Source organism: Afipia sp. P52-10 (assembly GCF_000516555.1).
GTDB lineage: Bacteria > Pseudomonadota > Alphaproteobacteria > Rhizobiales > Xanthobacteraceae > P52-10.
In genome coordinates this window covers 154100-173503 of sequence record NZ_AZSJ01000007.1, presented here as the reverse complement: position 1 = coordinate 173503, position 19404 = coordinate 154100, and the positions used below count along the sequence as shown (strand labels likewise).

Below are 19404 nucleotides of genomic sequence, written 5' to 3'. Positions count from 1 at the left end.
AGTTGGGACGACATCTGACAGGTGATACGAGGTGCCATCCGTTGACATGCGATCGGGTCGGAACGTCGACCGGTCCGCAGTCACAGCCGGAACTATGTTATGTTGATAACTAAAGTACCGTCAGCGCAGAAACGTCATACGGCGGGCAATTTTCGCCGTATACTTCAGCGTGTTGATCCGCAAAGTACCGTCAGATCCTAAAAACACATGACGGTACTTTTCAGAATGCCCTGTCGAATACGAAAAGCACCGTCAGAAGTACCGTCAAATTGGCCCGCTACAAGCGACGCGCCGCGCGAGATACCCTAAAAACCATAACCATTTCAATGGCTTAATAGGATTGTCATTTTCGTCGACAATGCGCCCGAGGTAGCAGCTTACCCGACCCGCAAATCATTGTATTTTCTATGAAATTCTGCGCCAAGGCCGCCGGTTACCGCCGCGTCCCTCACTCCCACTCGATTGTTTTGGTCCATATTAACCATATGAAATCATTGAAGAAAATATTTTCGCACTCAAATACTACCGGCTCAGGACCCGTCGGGAATCTAAACTGCTGATATCGTTGAGGAATTTCTGCCGATCTCCACAGCCATCTATCGACTACTATCGGCTCTTTGCGTGCTGTTCCAGCTCTGACGCCCGGACTCGGATCGCGGCAAAAAGTACCGTCAGCGTCGTCGGATTCCGGCGCCTACGCGAACGGGCAAAGTCTGGCCTGCATCAGGGCTCCTCCACACTGGAGGATGGACATGACCAAGACCAAGCCACGTGCGCGTTCTGATGATGCCGTATCGGCGGTATGCACCCATTCGATGCTGGGCATCTTTCCGATCGGCGGCCGGAATCCGATCTTCCGCTCAACCCCGCGCCTTTTTCCCTTCCCGGCCTTGCTCTTCGTGCCGAACTGAGCGTCCTTGCCAGGACCGATGGCAGCAATCGGCAGTGCAGCCTCTGCGCCGAACCCATCGATCAGTTGCGGGACTTCGTCGGGTGAGCGCGACCAGAGTTGGCCCTGATGCTCAATCACCACATCGCCCGGATGCACCCGTGCCGTGCCAACCAGTGTAACTATGAGAAAGGTGCCGTTGGATGCGATTTCGCCGGACATCTGTATCCGCACCCAGTCTGGGATCGAGGCCCCATCGTTGATCCAGCTGCGTACATCGCCGACTTGGCAGGAAGTTTGTTGGAGTATCATGCTACGTCTCCTGAAAGGCTCGCGAGCATCGTGCCGGCGAGCGATCAGGACGTGCCTTCCGAACGTGCAATCTGGATGGCTTTGCGCCGCCTCCGGCCCGAAGAGCGTTCGCCAGAAGGGCGACCTGAAGAGGCAGCGCTGGAATTCTCAGGCCGATTGCTCTATATGACTATCTACATGGTCAGGAGCGTGACATGGACGCAATCAATCTGGCGGACGCCAAAGCCCATCTGAGCGAACTGGTCGACCGGGTCGAAGCGGGCGATTCGATCGACATCACCCGTCGCGGCAAGCCGGTCGCCCGGCTCACCGCCGTGGCCAGGCCGCGCAAACCGATCGATGCCGCGCTGCTCCAGTCGCTGACGGCAGCGATGCCACCACAGTCCCAGAGCGCTGCCAATCTCGTGCGATCGATGCGGGATGGCGATCGCTACTGATGCTCTATCTCGACACGTCGCTGATCGTCGCGGCGCTCTCCAACGAAGCGATGACGCCGCGCGTTCAGGCCTGGCTGGCCGAGCAGGACCCCGCGCAGCTTCTGATCAGCGACTGGACAGTCACCGAGATGTCGTCCGCGATGGCGATCAAGCTACGGACCGGGCAGATCAGCCTCGAGCAGCGCGCGGCGGCGCTTGCCATGTTCAACAAGCTGGTCGCCGAGAGCTTCACGGTGCTGCCCGTGACAGGTGGGCAGTTTCGGGCGGCGGCAAGGTTTGCCGACCAGCACACCTTGGGACTTCGCGCCGGTGACGCCCTGCATCTCGCTGTCGCGTCGGAGCATGGCGCCACGGTGCATACGCTCGACCAGCGGCTCGCCGACGCCGGCCCGGTGCTCGGTGTGCCGGCACTGTTGCTTGCATGATCCGGACTTCTTCCATTTTGGTTGGCCCGCTCGGGAGTCGCCATGGCCGGTGACTGGTCCGATGAGCAGAACGATGCGATCGTCGCGGATTATTTCGCGATGCTTGGCGATGACATCGCCGGGCGGCCCTACAGCAAGGCCGAGCATACCCGCCTGCTGCAGGCGGTGATCGATCGGCCACGCGGCTCGATCGAATATAAGCATCAGAACATCAGCGCCGTACTTAAGGGGCTCGGTGAGGACTGGATCCCAGGCTACAAGCTGGCCTTCAATTTCCAGGCCTCGCTCGTCGATGCGGTGGTGCGCTGGCTCCAGCGTCATCCGGATTGGCTCGCACCAGCCGCGCGGATGGCGATGGAGCCGTTGCCGTCAGCGCTTGGGGAAGAAGCGATGCTGTGGATCGGCCCGCCACCGACGCACAGCAATGCGCCGCCGCCCGGCGAACTTGAGCAGATGACGTTCATCGCTCGGAAATACGATGTGGCCGAACGCGATGCTCGTAATCGCGCGTTGGGTCGTGCGGGCGAAGAGCGCGTCCTAGCCCATGAGCGTGCCAGTCTGCTCGCCGCCGGCCGGATCGATCTCGCTGAGCGTATCCGCTGGGTATCGCATGTCGATGGCGATGGTGCCGGCTTCGACATCCTGAGCTTCGACACCGACGGCCGCGATCGGCTGATCGAGGTGAAGACGACCAATGGCTGGGAGCGCACGCCGTTTCACATCACGCGCAATGAGATGGCCGTCGCCGAGGAGCGGCGCAGCGATTGGCGGCTGGTGCGGTTGTGGAATTTTGCGCGGAAGCCAAAGGCGTTCGAGCTGCGTCCACCGCTGGAAGCGCATGTGTCGCTGATGGCGACCAGCTATCAGGCAAGCTTCCCGTAGCGGCTGCCACCTTGCGGGGGCGAAAATACCCGATAGACGACGTGCCGGGCCGAGCGCCTGCCTCCCGAAAGCAGACGTCCATTCAGATAACGCTGTGCGGCGGAAACTGGCGCGGTGTCGAAGTGGCAGCTAATGTGGTCGGAGGTGGCAACCCTGACCCTCCGCAGTCAACAACGTTGCGGATGTTGTCAGTTCCAACAATATCTTCGACGCCATGTCTTTAGGGAGATGCAATTGGCTAGCGAAACTCCACCGACATCTAGAATGAACGCCGGTGGGCGCGCGACGGAAGCCGGGATGGCCTTCCAGGCCGAGGTCGGGACCTGGCTGGCCGCCCATCTGCTGGCGCGCATGCCGGTCGGCGGACACTTCGGTCTCGCCAATGTGGCGTTGCCGACGACGATCCAGCTCGAAACCGGCGACGGGCTCGACGACATCCGGCTGGACCAGGACGATGCCAGCCGCATCGACCTGCAGAGCAAGACTAGTGCTGGCCTCGCAAAGAGCGCCAAGAGCCCGCTTGGCAAAACCATCGGTCAACTTGCGCGGCTGATGGTCGATGCACGCAGTGCCGGCGTCGAGATCGATTCAAAGAAGGCGCGCGCGGTACTGGCTGTCGCGGCGGACGCGCCGCGCACGCTCGATGCGCTCGAACGCGGCTGCCGTGCCTTCGACCTGGGTGGCCACTGGAGTACCACTAAGGCGGGACGATCGAAGGAGGAGCGAGAGGCGCTCGATCTGTTTGAGGCACACGCCCGAACCGCATTGGCGTCGATGTCCGCGCCGCCACCGACCGACGATGATCTGGTAATGATGGCACGCGTGTTCCGCGTCTCGCGTTTCTCGATGAACGAGGGCGAGGACAATTGGCGTGAGGCATCGCGGCTGCTCGGCGCGAGGCTCTACGGTTCAGAAACCGCCGGCGAGGCGCCGCTGCGCGACCTGAAGGGCATTATCCGCGGCATGATCGGCAGCGGCGCGCCCGCGGATCGCGCCGGATTGCTGCGCGAGCTTCGCCGGCTCGGCCATAATGACGTGGGCGCGGCTGACTATACCACCGATCTCGGGCGATTGTCGGAGGCGACTGACGCCGAGCTAAACCGTCTCGCCGGTCATAGGCGCCTGCCGATCGCCGGCGGCATACCTATCGCGCGAGTAAGCGATAGCCCCCTTAGCGCAGCGGTTGATTCCGGCTCGCTCATCGTCATCGGCGAACCTGGCGCGGGCAAGACCGGTGCCCTGGTCGCATTCGCCGAGGCGCGCCGCGCGGTCGGCGATACGGTTGTGTTCCTCTCGGTTGACCGCTTCCCCGGTGTTGCCATCGCTGCAAATCTCCAGTCGGAGCTGGGGCTAGAGCACCCGCTGGTCGAAGTGCTGGATGCTGCGCCGGGTTCAGGCGCCAAGCTGATCATCATCGATGCGCTCGATGCCGCGCGCGGTGGTCCGGCTGAAGGCGTGTTCGCCCAGCTGATCGAAACCCTTAGTGCGTCTGGCACGAACTGGACCGTCATTGCGTCAATCCGCACCTTCGATCTGCGCAATGGGCGACGGTTCCGCGACGCCATGCCGGGATCGCCGCCCGATCCGGCCTTCGCCGACGCAGGTTTGGCGAATGTACGGCATTTTCAGGTGCCGCGGCTGGCAGACAAAGATCTCGACACTGTGGGTGCCGCTGCAGCAGATCTCGGCAGTTTGCTCGCCGCCGCACCCGGCAAGTTGCGCGACCTGCTGCGTAACGTCTTTAACCTCTCGCTCGCAGCGCAATTGCTCGCCGATGGCGCCAGCCCCGACAGCATCCGCACGGTTGCCACGCAATCCGACCTCATCGATGCCTATGAGGATCGCCGGCTCACTAGCACTGCCCTGCATCAGGCGACGGCAATGACGGTCGGCGCGATGGTGACCCGGCGAAGGCTCGCGGTGCGCAAGGTCGTGGTTGAACATAGTCAGCTTGACGCAGTTATTCAGACTGGCGTTCTGACGGAATCCGGCGATCTTGTCAGCTTTGCTCATCATGTTCTGTTCGACCATGTCGCCGGTCGTTTTTTCCTCGAATGGGATGACCCGGTCCGACTGATTGGCCAGCTCGGCGGCGACAGCTCGATTGCGCTGATGCTGGCGCCGGCCCTGCGCTTCGCGATCGAGCGGCTATGGCGCCAAGACACCGACGGCAAGGCGCAGGTCTGGCAGCTCGTCGCCGATATCTACGCTGACCCGGCGGTCGATCCAGTGCTTGCCAATGTCGCGCTGCGCACCGCGATCGAGCGCGTTGCAACGTCCGCCGACGTCGCGGGCTTGGTCGCATTGATTGCAGCCCGCCCGAGTGAGGAAGCGCTGGCGACGATGCTTTCGCGACTGGCCCGCTTTGTCGGGCTTGCGGTCGACACAGCCGGCAGCGTTGTGGCGAGCGAGGCGGTCGCTTGGGCACGGGTCGCCGATGCAGCGATCGCGACCGGTTCGCGCGACCTTTCAGACGCGACGCGGTTCCTGCTCCACACACTATTCGACAAGGGTGACCTTGCTGAGGCGGAGCTGCTCGATGTCTTCGGCCGCGCGGCACGGGCGCTGCTCGCCTTTGCCTGGGCCACCGAGCCGCCCATGCAGCAGACCGCGACCAACGCCATCCGCTTCGTCGGCAAGAGCTTCGCCTCCGATCCCGCGGCATCTCGCGCGCTGCTCGACCGCATGCTGCGCGATCCGCATTTCTCAGCCTATGCCGACAAGGAAGCGACCTGGCTTTCCGAACAGATCATGCCGATCGCGCGAGCCGACGCCGATTTCGCAATCGAGATCTACAGCGTCCTTTACTCGCGCGACATCACCGATAACAGCACCTCGTTCATGGGCGGGCAGGCAAGCCGGATCATGCCACTCTCGTCCAACCGCAGTCAGGATTACCGTCACTGCCGCTACAATCTGGGCCGGCAGGTCACGCGCCTCCTTGAGTTGTCGGTGCCACTCGGCACGCGCGCGATCGTCGAGGCATCGCTCGGTGATACCAATCGCGCGATGCCCTTGGGCGACGATCGCGAACAAGTCGTCGTGCCGGGCCGCGCGCCGTTCGATCTGCTCGGCCACGATCATGAGTATAGAGCCTGGGACGACACCGAAGAACGTCACGGCACGCAGGACGACGATGTGCTCGCACAGTTCGTCGCGCATCTGCGCGGCTGCTCGCCCGCCGCCTTTGCCGAGACGGTCGGTGCGGCGGCGGCGGGCTATGCCGGGCCGGCAGTATGGACGCGGATCCTCGGCGTCGGCGCCGAGCGCGTCGGCGAGGTCGCAGACCTGCTGTGGCCGTTCGCATGCAACATCACGATCCTGGCCCATGGCGACATCGTCCGCGACGCGGTCCGCCTTCTGGCCGCGGTCTATCCGTCGCGTCCGCGTTCCGAGCGGGCGGCATTCGAGGCCGAAGCGCTGCGGCCCGATCTGTTTACCGACGAGGCCGAGCAGCGCTGGTGGCGCCGCACACTAAGCCGCTTCCTGTCGCTGATCGATGCCGACGCGATCGCGACCGATCCCATGCGTGCGCTGCGCGAGGAACTGGTCGCAGCGAACGAGCTGGCCGGCAATCCGCCGACACGCTCGGGGTCGATCTGCTGGGGATCGTCGCGCGGAGTAACGCGCCGCCTGCTCGCCGGCGAAGGCGTCGATACCGAGGAAGGAGTGGACGCGCAGATGCTGTCGCAGTCCGAGGCGCTCTACGACCTCGTGCAGACGACACCCCCAGCCAGCAACGCGGCTGCGCTTGGCGCCTTGTGGACGGCAACGCTCGCGACGATCGGCATGTACGACGCCAATGCGGCCGCACTTCACGAAAAGGTCGAGCAGCCCGTCTGGGGGCATATAAGCAATGCCGTCGAGCGCATCGTCGATGCCGACGCTTATGTGCCCGGCACCGAGGGCCTGCCGTCGCTGGACGAGTTGCTGGGCATTCTCGAGCGCTTGTGGGCCAGCCGCTTTCCCGAACCCAGGCAGAAGGACGAGGATGCAAGCCTTAGCTGGGGCAATTGGGAAGTCCGCGTCTATGCCGCCTAGACCTATGTCGAACTGGCCCGGCGCTTCGGCGAAACGCATGGCGAACTTGTCGGCAAGTTCGATGTGATGCTCGCCGATCCAGCGCCCCAGGTCCGCCTCCAAGCCGCGCAACGCTTGTTGGTGCTATGGCATGTCGCACGGGAAAAGCTGTGGGACCTCGCCGAGCAGGTGGCGCGTGACGAGCCGCACACCGAAGTGTTGGCGTCTTTCCTTCACTATGTCGTGCCGCGCGTCACCTGGCAGGACGTCGAGAAATGCAAGGCGATCATCGAGATCGTCCGCGCCCGCCGCGAGGCAATCGAGCGCGACGACAAGCCCGGCCGCGACAAGGTCGCCGAACAGCTCGGCGGCCTGACCGCGCAGCTCTGGTGCTGGCAGGAAGAGGCCATCGCGCTCGAATGGCTCAAGGCTTGGGTCGGTGACCCCGCCGCGCACCGCGAGTTCTTCACCTCCTTCCTGTCGATGCTACGCGGCGCCTTCTTCGCCCGCTATGCGAGCGGTGAGGAGCGCGATGCGGGGCTTGCTGAATCGCTCACAGCAAGCGGCAATGGTCATTCTGGAGGCGTGCTCGGCAGCTGCGGACGCCAGCCATGCCGCGGTCATGGGCGAAACGGTTGAGGGCGCCGAACGCGAGGCCGCCATCGCCACCTACAAGGCGGCGGAATCGGTGATCGGCCACCTGATGAACCAGGTCTATTTCGGCTCGGGCGCGCATGCCGACAATCGCGAGGCGAAGGTCGGGCTCACGTCCCCCGACACCATACACCGGTTCCTTGTCGATTATCGCCCGATGCTCGCTCTGCTGGCGACCTCACACGAACCTTCGACACACCATCATCTCGTCGAACTCTACGAGTTTCTGATCCCCGGCGATCCGGCCGGCGTGTTCGACGCGCTCCATGCGCTGCTGACAGGCCCGGCCGCACGCGAGGGCTATCATCACGAAGGCCTTGCCGCGCCGGTCATCGTACGGATGATCACCCGCTATATCGCTGACCACCGCTCGATCTTCGAGAATAACACACGCCGCGCCGCGCTCGTCGAGATCCTGCGCCTGTTTTCGGACGTTGGTTGGTCAGACGCGCTAAAGCTGCTCTACGAACTTCCCGACCTGCTTCGCTGACGATGACCCGACGTCCCAAATGCCGACGCGGGCGCTCGTAGCGCCGCGCGAGCGACTGATGCCAGGTCATCACACTGGACACGGACCGCCGACGAAGGGACGACGTAGGCCATCGGCGACTCGGCCCCCGACACCTGGGGGCGCCGCCTCATGCAGCGCGCCGAGCGGCGCCTCGCGAGCGCGAAGACCGCGCGGTTCGAACCCTCGCCGAAAGCGACTATCTTCTTGGCGTCGCCGATGAGACCCCCCTTGGCGCGCTCCGGTTCCGCTGGGCCGGCGATGACGTGTTTCAAGCGCCGCTCCGCGAGGGCGTGCCCGCCCTGATCGAGCTCGGACGTCTCCTCGCCGTGACGGAGCGTGTCATGCGCGACGAGGAGACGGACGAAGATCTCCAACTCATCTTCGCGCCCGGATCGTCGCTTGGAGGTTCGCGCCCCAAGGCGTCGATCATCGATCAGCATGGCCACCTCTCCATCGCGAAGTTCCCCAAGGAAACCGACGACTACAGCTTGGAAACCTGGGAGGAGATTGCCTTGCGCCTGGCGGCGCGGGCCGGCATCGCCACGCCCTCCCACGAATTGCTGCGGGTCGACGGAAAGGCGGTGCTTCTATCTCGCCGCTTCGATAGGAACGGTGCCATTCGTATCCCGTTCCTCTCCGCCATGGCGATGACGGGGTCGAAGGACGGCGAGCGCGGCAGCTATCCCGAAATCGTCGATGCGTTGACGCGGCACGGGGCGCAAGCGAAGACCGACGCGCAGGCGCTGTACCGTCGTGTCGCCCTCAACGTGCTGATCTCGAACGTGGATGATCACCTGCGCAACCACGGCTTCCTGTGGCTCGGCAAGGCGGTTGGTCGCTCTCCCCCGTCTATGATCTCAACCCAGTCCCTACCGACCTCAAGGCCCGGGTGCTGACGACGAACATCGATCTGGACGAAGGCACCTGCTCGATCGATCTCCTCGAGGCGGCCTCCGAGTACTTCGGCCTCGGCCTCGCGCCAGCGCGCGCCATCATCAAGGAAGTCGCGGTCGTGACGGCGACCTGGCGGGAGACCGCGAAAGAAGCCGGCGCCCGGCCCGCTAAGATCACCCGCATGGCCAGCGCTTTTGAGCACGACGATCTCAAGCGGGCGTTGGCGCTGTGACGCGGACCTTTGTCCACACTTCGATCCTGCATCGAGAGCGCGTACCGGCACGCGATTGTTTGATTTTATTGCCGCTGCCGTAGCTCAACTACGACAACTCGCGCTCTCTCAAATGGAAAAGACCGTCAACGCGGTGCACTCTGACTGACGGTCTTTTGGTTTCGGCTGGCGTGCCTTTCAGAAAAGACCGTCAGAAAGACCGTCAACTTATCCGGCTTCTAACGCGATAAACTGATCAGCGCCTTACAAATTCTGTTTTCAATAAGCTATGGGATTGCTGGGTGGAACTGACGATGTACGGCCGATCACCCTTCAAGCCAAATAAGCCATTGAATTAAAAAGGAAATTTTTTAGGGCGACCACCCCTCATCCCACTCAATTATTTCAGCCATGGTAACGCGTTGAATTGTCAGCCCCATTTTTCCGCACACGCTCAAGCACCGTATGCCCGATCCGTCAGAAATTCGCGCTCTTGATTTGAAACGTAAATTTCGATGATCCGAGGTTTGCTCGGTTTCAGGGACTATCGACATCGATTGGTCGAATTTTCTGCTCGCCCCTGGTCGAGTGCAAGTTACACCCTCATAGAAAATACCGTCATGCCTATCGCAGGCCCCCTTGGGGCGCGCCACGCTCCAGGTCTCCGTCTTCGCGTGGTTATGGATAGCTTACGAGGTTACGACGGCGGAGGCGGAGACAAACTCATGAGTCCGCCGTGGACGATGATCACGTTTCGCTGTTCTTCGCCGTCGGCTGCGCCAGCGTCAGCTCACGTATGCAGTTCAGGTGTTTCTTCGCCAACTGCACAAAGTTAATTCCGATGTCGCGCGTCTTTGGTGAGAAAACGAGCGCAGTCATTTGCCCTTCCCGCTTCCCCGGGGCGATTAGCGCGCCGGCAAATGCTTCACCACCTGGTATTTCATCCATCACGTAGTACAGCGGATCACCACCGCGCTGCCACTGGAGGTAACCATTGATCGTGACAGAATCGATGCGACAGATACCGTTTCCAGTATCCACGTACACATCATCACCCTGTACATCTAAGGTGTGCGTATGCGGCCATGCCGGACCGGCTCGCACAATGCCATCTGGCGCAGAATGAGGGATAGGAAACGTCCGCAAAACCGTCGCCGCAGGTCCTAACGGAAAAAGTATCTCCGTCGATCGAAACAACAACTCGTTTTGATAGTCGCCGAATGTTTTATGCTTCGCATGTTTCTTCCCCGAAGAGTCAAATAGCCCGTCGTTAGACTGAACCGAGAATGGCCCTGTCGCTTCCCGGGCAACTATCGCAAACTGTTCGTCAATCCAGCAGAGCAGTAACTGACTCATCGGGAAGCATTCTTGAGCAGTGCCTTGCATCGTCAGACTGGGAAACTGTTCCTGCAACGGTCGCGTCCACGGACGAAGTTCGTAAAGAGTGATGCCGTGCCGGATTGCTTTATCCCGAGCACTTGTTGTGAATCCCGATGCTGAAACGATGGCCTTGTGGGTGACCGACGGCATGTCCAAGAGCTTGAGACACAGTTGTTCGACCTCGGCGACGTCCAACGGCTTGCTCTCGTGCTTTACCTCATATGCCTTGAACGTGTGAGTGACATGACCGGATTGTGAGATTGTAACAGTGACGTCGACATCTCGTGGCTTGCCGGCTGCGGTGTCCAGCACCATGTCGCCCAAGACCACATCAACCGCGTCCGGGTGCCACCGTAGACAGCATAAGCCAACAAGATACTGTACGAGCATCGGCGAAAGAGCGAGCTTGGACACTTAAGTGACTCTCACTCCCACTCGATTGTCCCGGGCGGCTTGCTGGTCACATCGTAGACGACGCGGTTAACGCCCTTGACCTCGTTGATGATGCGGGTTGCGGTCGCGCCGAGGAAGCGCATGTCGAACGGATAAAAGTCCGCGGTCATTCCGTCGGTCGATGTCACTGCGCGCAGGCCCACCACGTAATCATAGGTGCGGCCATCACCCATTACGCCGACGGTCTTCACCGGCAGCAGCACCGCGAAGGCCTGCCAGATCGCGTTGTAGAGACCCGCGCGGCGGATCTCCTCGATGTAGATCGCATCCGCCTGACGAAGGATGTCGAGCTTGTCCACCGTGATGTCGCCCGGACAGCGGATGGCGAGCCCCGGCCCCGGAAACGGGTGACGGTCGACGAACACGTCGGGCAAGCCGAGCTCGCGGCCCAGCACGCGGACCTCGTCCTTGAACAGCTCGCGCAAGGGTTCCACGAGCTTCATGTTCATGCGCTCGGGCAGACCGCCGACATTGTGGTGCGACTTGATCGTCACCGAGGGGCCGCCGGTGAACGAGACGCTCTCGATCACGTCGGGATAAAGCGTACCTTGCGCCAGGAACTCCGCACCGCCGATCTTCTTTGCCTCGGCTTCGAACACATCGATGAACAGCCGGCCGATCGTCTTGCGCTTCTGCTCCGGATCGGTGACGCCCTTCAGCTCGCCGAGAAACTGCTCGGATGCATCCACATGCACGAGCGGAATGTTGTAGTGGTTGCGGAACAGGTTCACGACCGTCTCGGCTTCGGCGAGCCGCAACAGGCCATGGTCGACGAACACGCAGGTCAACTGGCTGCCGATCGCCTCATGGATCAGCACCGCCGCCACCGCCGAGTCGACACCGCCCGATAGTCCGCAAATCACGCGGCCGGAGCCGACCTGCGCACGAATTTTCTCGATCGCCTCCTCGCGGAAGGCACGCATCGTCCAGTCGCCCTTGAGACCCGCCACCTTGCGCACGAAGTTGCGCAGGAGCTTCGCGCCGTCCGGCGTGTGCACCACCTCCGGATGGAACTGCATCGCATAGAACTTGCGCTTGTCGTCGGCGATCACCGAGATCGGCGAGCCCGGGGCCTTGGCGACAGCGCGAAAACCGTCTGGCAGCTGCGTCACGCGATCGCCATGGCTCATCCAGACGTCGTATTTGCCGCCCTTCTCCCACACGCCGTCGAACAGGGTGCAATCGTCGGTCACTTCGATGGTCGCGCGGCCGAATTCGCGATGATGACCGCCCTCGACCTTGCCGCCGAGCTGCTGGGCCATGGTCTGCTCGCCATAGCAGATGCCGAGCACCGGCACGCCCGCGGTGTAGATGCTTGCGGGCGCGGACGGCGCGTTCGCCTCCAGCACCGAAGCCGGCCCGCCGGACAGGATCACCGCCTTCGGCTGCATTTCCCGAAAAGCCGCCTCGGCCTTCTGGAACGGCACGATCTCCGAATAGACCCCCTCCTCGCGGACGCGCCGCGCAATGAGCTGGGTCACCTGACTGCCGAAATCGACGATCAGAATCTTGTCATGCGCCGGGGCCTTCAGGGGCGCCGACTCACGCTGCGTATGAGCTGGGGTCATGGAGAGCCATTACGCGGATCGGTGCCGCACGGCAACATCTGCGAAGACCGATGGCGACATTCCACATCCGCTCTGAACTTGGATATTATGTCAGTAATACTGACCTATTATAAGTCATGGATGGAAATCCTGGCAAGCGAATATCCTCGTTTTCACCCTGCCCTGAACCAGAGGCGGTATTCTCGTCTGGGGACTCTCCCGAGCCCAAAAACAATTTCAGGGCTGGAGATCGACCAGATGACCTAGCGGATCATCTGGTTGGATGCGCACCTCGTAGCACAAGCCGCCTTGGGATCAGTGTCAAGACGCGTCAGGCGCCGATGCGGACCGACGCAGACATGGACAGTTCACCGATCAGCGGGTCGATGCTGGCCTGATCGTGCAGAACTCAGCCAACGCTTTCCAGCGAAGGCCGGTTGACGTTAGCTGCCAATGCTCGGCTACCCGGCCCAGACCGGGATAGCCTCATTGATTGGTGATTGGATGAAAGACGGGAAGAAAATCAGCCTCAGACGCCGTTGTCCTTCAGGACCTTCTGGCAGGCCTGAGAGATCTTCGGGCGGTGTTGCTGCAGGCAGGCGAGAATGGTCAGGTCGCTCTCGTTGATCACCGCCTTGCAATAACGGGACACATCGCGGCCGCAGGCCTTCTCTTCGTATTCGCGGCTGCGCGGTTGCGCCTGTTGCGCGAAAGCCTCAGTCGCGAAAGAACCTGCAACCAGCGTCAAAAGCAGAACCTTCTTCAACATCGTCTTCCTTTCAAGGCAAATCGCGCGCCATCCGTGTCTGTCTCAACCAGTCAGGACAGCCTGCCTATTGCGGTCTTTTCAAGACGGAAACGAAGAAGCCATCGGTCCCCGTCCGCCTTGGCGTCATCAACAAACCATCTTCGGATAGCATCGCCGCCTGTTGAAACGCAACGGCGCGTTCTCCCAGCGGCTCTATCACTTTTGTCGGGCTGATCGTTTCAAAATTGGGATGTCGCGCAACGAAAGCACGAATTTGCTCGCCGTTTTCCTGTGGAAGAACCGAACAGGTGATGTAGGCGATACGGCCGCCGGGTTTGACCAGCGCGGCCGCGCGATCAAGCACCTCGGCCTGATCCTTCACGCGCTGTTCCAAGGCGCCCCGTCGCATCCGCCACTTCGCATCCGGATTGCGCCGCCAGGTTCCCGTTCCGGTGCATGGCGCATCAATGACGACGAGATCCGATTGACCTGCAAGACCGGCAAGCGGATCACCCTCTTTGGGCGTTCGCACGTCAGCATTATGAACTCCGGCTCGCGACAGCCGCTCATGAATCGGCGCGAGCTGGCGTTTATCGCGATCGGTAGCAATCAACCGCCCGCGTCCCTCCATCATGGCCGCGAGCGCCAGCGTCTTGCCGCCCGCACCCGCGCAAAGATCGATCACCTGCTCGCCGGGCTTCGCGCCGGTAAACAGCGCCGCAAGCTGCGAGCCCTCGTCCTGCACCTCGACGACGCCTTTCAGGAAATCCGGTTCGGCCTGAATGCCGGGGCTGCGCGCATCGGCATCGAGCACAATGCGCAGGCCCAGCGGCGACCACGGTGTTGCCGCCGCACCAAGATGACGCAACGAAGCGAGCGCCTTTGCTAGCTGCCCGCGCAACGTGTTGACGCGAAGATCGAGCGGCGCCCGCCGTGCCATCGCGGCAGCTTCGTCCTTGCGCGCATCGCCGAATGCCGTTGCAAGCTCCGCGTCCAGCCACTCGGGATAATCGCCCGCGACCGCCGCCGGCGCATCGTCCAAGGTGCGCGACCTCAATGCAGCCCTCTCCGCCTCGCTAAGAGGTTCGGGCGCAAAGCGCGCGCCGTCGCAAAGGAGCGCGATCCGCTCCGCATCGAAGCCGCGCTCCAGCTTCAACATGCCGAGAACGCGCGCACGCGGCGTATCTTCTCCCATCAGCCACGCCGAAGACGAGCGGCGGCGGAGCACATCGTAGACGAGCCCCGCGATCGCGGCACGGTCACCGGACCCGGCAAAGCGATGCGCGACACCCCATTCCTTCAACGCATTCGCCGCGGGAATACGCTGGTTCTCGATGATGGCGATCACCTCGATCGCGGCGGACAGGCGAGCGGCAGGGGTCATGACGACAAACTTTACTCGATCGAGCGTTCAGACGACGCGCAGAATTTTGACGGCAAAGACGGCCCACATGACCAGCAGCACCAAGACACCGGCAGAGAACGCCAGCGAACGCTGTTTGACATTGTTGGACGTCACGAAGATTCCCGCATGCACATAACGGGTGACGACGAACACCCACGACAACAGGACGAACAGCAGGTCCGCCTGGCGCAGCGGCAACGCCAGCGCCACGAGGACATAGAACAGGACCGGGAACTCAAATTGGTTCTTCAGGCAGTTACCAAGCTGGGTCGCATGCCGCGGCCAATTCGGCTCGTCGAGGGCAATATCCTTCATCTGCACCTCGCGAGCGGCCAAGGCGGTGGTTCGCTCCTTTCCCATCCAGAACAGAAGGATGAAAACGAGCAGAACCTGGGCAAACACCGGCAGCAGGACTTCCGTAACGGACATGGCAAGCCTCCTTGGCACCATTTCCCGGTACCCGCGCTTCGCTATATCGAGGCCAATCCCATGTGACAATCGCGAGACATTGCCAAACTGTTCAGCTGCCCGTTCATGAGTGGCCGAAGACTGGGCTATAAAGCTGGTGTACGCTTCGCCAAATAAAAGGCCGGGGCGAGCCCGGCCTTTTTCTCTTCCGTGCGTTTGCCTCAAGCCTTGTCCGGCCCGACCCGCACAAGCTGCTTGCCGAAGTTCTCGCCGCGCAGCATGCCCATGAAGGCGCGCGGCGCATTGGCCAGCCCTTCTTCCACCGTCTCACGATGCTTGATCTTGCCCTCGCTGAACCACTTCGTCGCGTCGGCGATGAAGTCATTGTAGCGAGCGGCAAAATCGCTGACGATGAATCCGCGAATGGTCAGCCGCTTGGTCAGCACGCTGCGCATCAGGAACGACATGGCCTTACCGCCCTTCTCCTCCTCGAACGCGTTATACTGCGCGATCAGACCGCAAACGGGAATGCGCGCGAACGGATTGAGCAGCGGCAGCACCGCCTCGAACACCTTGCCGCCGACGTTCTCGAAATAGACGTCGATGCCCTTCGGACACGCCGCCTTCAGCTTGGTCGCCATATCCGGATCGCGATGGTCGATGCAGTCATCGAAGCCGAGCACGTCCTTCACATACTTGCACTTGTCAGGGCCGCCGGCGATGCCGATCGCCCGCGCGCCCTTGATCTTGGCGATTTGCCCGACCACGGAGCCCACAGCACCGGACGCAGCCGCAACGACGACGGTCTCGCCCTGCTGCGGTTTGCCGATATCGAGCAGGCCCGTGTAGGCGGTCATGCCCGGCATGCCGAGGACACCGAGCGCAGTCGAGGTCGGCGCCGCCTTCGCATCGATCTTGCGCAGCCCCTTGCCGTCAGACACGAAGTGGGTCTGCCAGCCCGCGCGGCTGAGCACGACGTCGCCAACCTTGAAGTCCGGGTTGTTGGAGGCCACCACCTCGCTCACCGTGCCGCCCTCCATCACCTGATCGATCTGCACCGGTGCGGCATAGGACGGCGCATCGCTCATTCGGCCGCGCATATACGGATCGAGCGACAGCCAGATCGTCCGCAACAGCACCTGCCCCTGTCCGGGCACCGGCACTGGACTCTCTTCCAGCCGGAAATTCTCCGGCTTCGGCTCGCCGACGGGACGCGAAGCCAGAACGATACGTTGGGCAGTAGCCATGGACATCTTCCTCCAGTTGTCAGGTGACGCGATCCGTCAGGCGACGGAATTCCGCGACGCGAAATATTGCCAGGCGGTCGCGAGCAGCAGCGCTAACGCCATCAGCGAATAAGTGGGTGCATAGCCGAGCGATGCAACGCCGACGGTGCCAAGAAATGCGCCGCCGGCAAGTCCCACGTCGGTCCAGGTCGAATAGGACGCAAGCGCAGCGATCCGGTCGGTGGAGCGCTCGGCGGCAAGCACCGGTCCCACCGTTTGCAGCAATCCGCGCGCGAAGATGACGATAATGGCGCCGGCATAGACATAGCCTGCGGCGATGATGCACAGCCCCGCAATGACGACGAGCGTGCAAGGCAGCAGCAGATGGCGGGCGCCGATCCGGTCCGTCACCGGTCCACTGGCGAACGCAAGCACGATTCCCACCAGCCGCTGGAAGGCAATGATGAGACCGGCGCCGATGATCGCCTGCGACGCCGGCATGAAGCCGGACAGCAGCACCGAAATCGTCGTCCCGAGCACACCGTCAGCCGCGAAGGCCAACCCGAAGAACAGCACATTCAAAGGCGTCGGCACCCAGCGACGCACCGTCCGGGTCTCATCCTTCGGTGCCGCCCGCATCGGCGGCAGCAGGAATGCGAGCGGAACGGCGGCGAAGCTCAACAGCCCGTACAACACGAACATCTTGTGCGGACCGATCGCGACGCACAACGGCCCGACCGCCAGCAATGCCGCAAACGGACCGGCGATGCTGGCGGCGCGGGCGACACCGATGCGCTTGCCCGCGCCCTGCCCGTCTCCATAGGCATAGGCTGTCATGAGAAGGTTGAGAATGCCCCACGCTCCACCCCACACGCAGCGGGCCAGGAAGAACAGCGCGAAGGTCGATGCCAGTCCATAACCCACGGTGGTCAGCGCAGCAGCAAGGCAGGCTGCAGCCGTCAACACGTTCGCACCGAACCTGCGCGCCAGCGGCGCCACCCAGCCGTAACCGAGGATCCGCACCACGCGGTTCACGGACAGCAGCACGCCGACGAGAAACGCGTCGAGGCCAAACGCCGCCGCATACAGCGGAAGCACGATATAGATAACGGAATCGCCGAACCAGGCGATGCTCAGACACGCGCCGGAAACGATGGTGTTGCGGTAGCCCTGTTCGCTCGGTGCAGCCTGCTCCGGCTCGTCGTTTCTTTCCTGTACCGCCACCCGCCCATCGCTCCCGGACAACCCGGCACGCTCGGTCGCGTGCTCTCGTCGTTGCTTTAATTGAGCGATCATCCATCGCGGACCAAGCGATGGCAAGCGGCAACTCGCCGCCGTCACGCGCGGGCGTCATGCGTCCAATCGAGGAGCGCCGGCCTTATACACCGCCGGGGTAGTTCGGCGCTTCGCGCGTGATGGTCACGTCATGGACGTGGCTCTCGCGCAGACCAGCGCCGGTGATGCGTACGAACTCGGCCTTCTCGTGGAATTCGTCCAGGTTCTTGGCGCCGACGTACCCCATCGCCGCGCGGAGACCGCCGACGAGTTGATGCACGACGTTACCGACGGGGCCCTTATAGGGAACCTGTCCTTCGATGCCCTCGGGCACGAGCTTCAACGAATCCTTGATGTCTTGCTGGAAGTAGCGATCGGCGGAGCCGCGCGCCATCGCGCCCACCGACCCCATGCCGCGATAGGCCTTGTAGGAGCGGCCCTGCCAGAGGAACACCTCACCCGGGGTCTCGTCAGTGCCTGCGAGCAGCGAGCCGACCATGACGATGTCCGCGCCAGCAGCAAGCGCCTTGGCGAGATCGCCCGAATACTTGATGCCGCCGTCGGCGATCACCGGCACGCCGGCCTTCTTTGCCGCCTCCACCGCATCCATGATCGCAGTGAGCTGCGGCACGCCGACGCCCGCCACAATACGCGTCGTGCAGATCGAACCCGGACCGATGCCGACCTTGATCGCATCCGCGCCGGAATCGATCAGCGCCTGCGCACCTTCGGTCGTCGCGACATTGCCCGCGACCACCTGAACAGCATTCGACAGCCGCTTGATTCGATTGACCGCCTCCAGCACCCGCGAGGAATGGCCGTGCGCCGTATCCACCACGACCACATCGACACCCGCGTCGATCAACCGTTCTGTCCGCTCGAAGCCAGTGTCGCCAACCGTGGTCGCGGCCGCCACGCGCAGACGTCCCTGCTCGTCTTTGCTCGCATTCGGGTAAGCGACAGCCTTCTCGATATCCTTCACCGTGATGAGACCGACGCAACGATACTGGTCGTCAACGACGAGCAGCTTCTCGATCCGATGGTGGTGCAGGAGCCGCTTCGCCTCGCTCTGGCCGACGCCTTCACGCACCGTGACGAGGTTTTCCTTCGTCATCAATTCGGAGACCCGCTGCTCCGGATCGGTGGCGAAGCGCACGTCGCGGTTGGTCAGAATGCCCACCAGCTTGCCGGGCCGACTGCCGCCGCCGGTCACCACGGGAATTCCGGAGATGCCGTGATCCTTCATCAACGTCAGCGCATCGACGAGCTTCTCGTCGGGGCCGATGGTCACCGGGTTCACCACCATGCCCGACTCGTACTTCTTGACCTGCCGCACCTGGGCGGCCTGACCTTCGACATCGAAGTTGCGGTGAATGACGCCGATGCCGCCGGCCTGCGCCATGGCGATCGCCATACGCGCTTCGGTGACGGTATCCATCGCCGACGCCATGACCGGAATGTTGAGGGGAACGGCGCGCGTCAATCGCGAGCGGACATCGGCTTCCGATGGGAGGATGTCGGAGAGTCCCGGCTTGAGGAGGACATCGTCGAAGGTGAAAGCCTCGCGGATGCCGTTACGCCAGTTCTGTACAGTGTTCATTGCCATATCCCTCCGGCTTCGCGCCCGGTCGCGAAAACGATGATAGGTCCTCACCCGGCCTGCGGCTCGCCCGCAACCGAATCGAGAACCCCTCGTTTGGATTGGCGCTGGTCGTTAGCACGTCGGT

The 19404-nt window shown here is 62.5% G+C and carries 15 protein-coding genes and 1 pseudogene; 7 read left to right on the top strand and 9 right to left on the bottom strand.

The genetic code is table 11. The features are described 5' to 3' along the window. Positions 1-694: 694 nt before the first annotated feature. Positions 695-1201 carry a hypothetical protein gene (locus X566_RS18010; RefSeq protein WP_152539965.1) on the bottom strand — a complete coding sequence of 169 codons (507 nt, stop codon included), beginning with the start codon at positions 1199-1201 and terminating at the stop codon, positions 695-697. 194 nt (positions 1202-1395) lie between these two features. Here X566_RS18010 and X566_RS18005 point away from each other — a divergent pair, with 194 nt between their 5' ends. The 7 genes and pseudogenes from X566_RS18005 to X566_RS17985 form a co-directional block, all read left to right on the top strand. Then, entirely contained in the window at positions 1396-1638 is a 243-nt protein-coding gene (locus X566_RS18005; protein ID WP_034470140.1) for a type II toxin-antitoxin system Phd/YefM family antitoxin, read from the top strand. Continuing rightward, complete coding sequence (locus tag X566_RS18000; protein WP_034470138.1) at positions 1638-2063, top strand: type II toxin-antitoxin system VapC family toxin; 426 nt, start codon at positions 1638-1640, stop codon at positions 2061-2063. The genes X566_RS18005 and X566_RS18000 overlap by 1 nt, the downstream gene beginning before the upstream one ends. 42 nt (positions 2064-2105) lie before the next feature. Next, the gene (locus X566_RS17995) at positions 2106-2945 is read left to right on the top strand and encodes a DUF3883 domain-containing protein (protein ID WP_034470135.1); all 840 of its coding nucleotides are present in this window, start codon (positions 2106-2108) and stop codon (positions 2943-2945) included. 297 nt (positions 2946-3242) lie between these two features. Continuing rightward, on the top strand, positions 3243-6986 hold the full coding sequence (locus X566_RS17990) for an ATP-binding protein (RefSeq protein WP_244434831.1): 3744 nt from the start codon (positions 3243-3245) through the stop codon (positions 6984-6986). 63 nt (positions 6987-7049) lie between these two features. After that, the gene (locus tag X566_RS25355; RefSeq protein ID WP_244434830.1) at positions 7050-7604 is read left to right on the top strand and encodes a hypothetical protein; all 555 of its coding nucleotides are present in this window, start codon (positions 7050-7052) and stop codon (positions 7602-7604) included. After that, on the top strand, positions 7588-8109 hold the full coding sequence (locus X566_RS25350; RefSeq protein WP_244434829.1) for a hypothetical protein: 522 nt from the start codon (positions 7588-7590) through the stop codon (positions 8107-8109). The genes X566_RS25355 and X566_RS25350 overlap by 17 nt, the downstream gene beginning before the upstream one ends. Before the next feature lie 108 nt (positions 8110-8217). Then, positions 8218-9256 (top strand): annotated as a pseudogene (locus tag X566_RS17985) (type II toxin-antitoxin system HipA family toxin); the annotation flags it as partial. A 726-nt stretch (positions 9257-9982) separates the two neighbouring features. Here the strand turns inward: X566_RS17985 and X566_RS17980 are convergent. The 8 genes from X566_RS17980 to guaB form a co-directional block, all read right to left on the bottom strand. Beyond that, positions 9983-11029, bottom strand: a complete 1047-nt coding sequence (locus X566_RS17980) for a restriction endonuclease (protein ID WP_051444318.1) — start codon at positions 11027-11029, stop codon at positions 9983-9985. Between the two features lie 11 nt (positions 11030-11040). Then, entirely contained in the window at positions 11041-12636 is a 1596-nt protein-coding gene (guaA, locus tag X566_RS17975; RefSeq protein ID WP_034470132.1) for a glutamine-hydrolyzing GMP synthase, read from the bottom strand. Positions 12637-13144: 508 nt separating this feature from the next. After that, complete coding sequence (locus X566_RS17970) at positions 13145-13384, bottom strand: hypothetical protein (protein ID WP_034470130.1); 240 nt, start codon at positions 13382-13384, stop codon at positions 13145-13147. A 64-nt stretch (positions 13385-13448) separates the two neighbouring features. Next, a complete protein-coding gene (locus X566_RS17965; protein WP_034470128.1) occupies positions 13449-14747 on the bottom strand; it encodes an RsmB/NOP family class I SAM-dependent RNA methyltransferase in 1299 nt (432 codons plus the stop codon). A gap of 27 nt (positions 14748-14774) precedes the next feature. Further along, positions 14775-15197: an MAPEG family protein gene (locus X566_RS17960; protein ID WP_034470126.1), complete on the bottom strand. Its 423-nt coding sequence runs from the start codon at positions 15195-15197 to the stop codon at positions 14775-14777. A gap of 200 nt (positions 15198-15397) precedes the next feature. Further along, complete coding sequence (locus X566_RS17955) at positions 15398-16423, bottom strand: NADP-dependent oxidoreductase (RefSeq protein WP_081740314.1); 1026 nt, start codon at positions 16421-16423, stop codon at positions 15398-15400. A 36-nt stretch (positions 16424-16459) separates the two neighbouring features. Beyond that, positions 16460-17626 (bottom strand): MFS transporter, encoded by a 1167-nt coding sequence (locus tag X566_RS17950; protein WP_034470121.1) that lies wholly within the window; start codon positions 17624-17626, stop codon positions 16460-16462. 154 nt (positions 17627-17780) lie between these two features. Beyond that, on the bottom strand, positions 17781-19277 hold the full coding sequence (gene guaB, locus X566_RS17945; protein WP_034472288.1) for an IMP dehydrogenase: 1497 nt from the start codon (positions 19275-19277) through the stop codon (positions 17781-17783). Positions 19278-19404 lie beyond the last annotated feature (127 nt).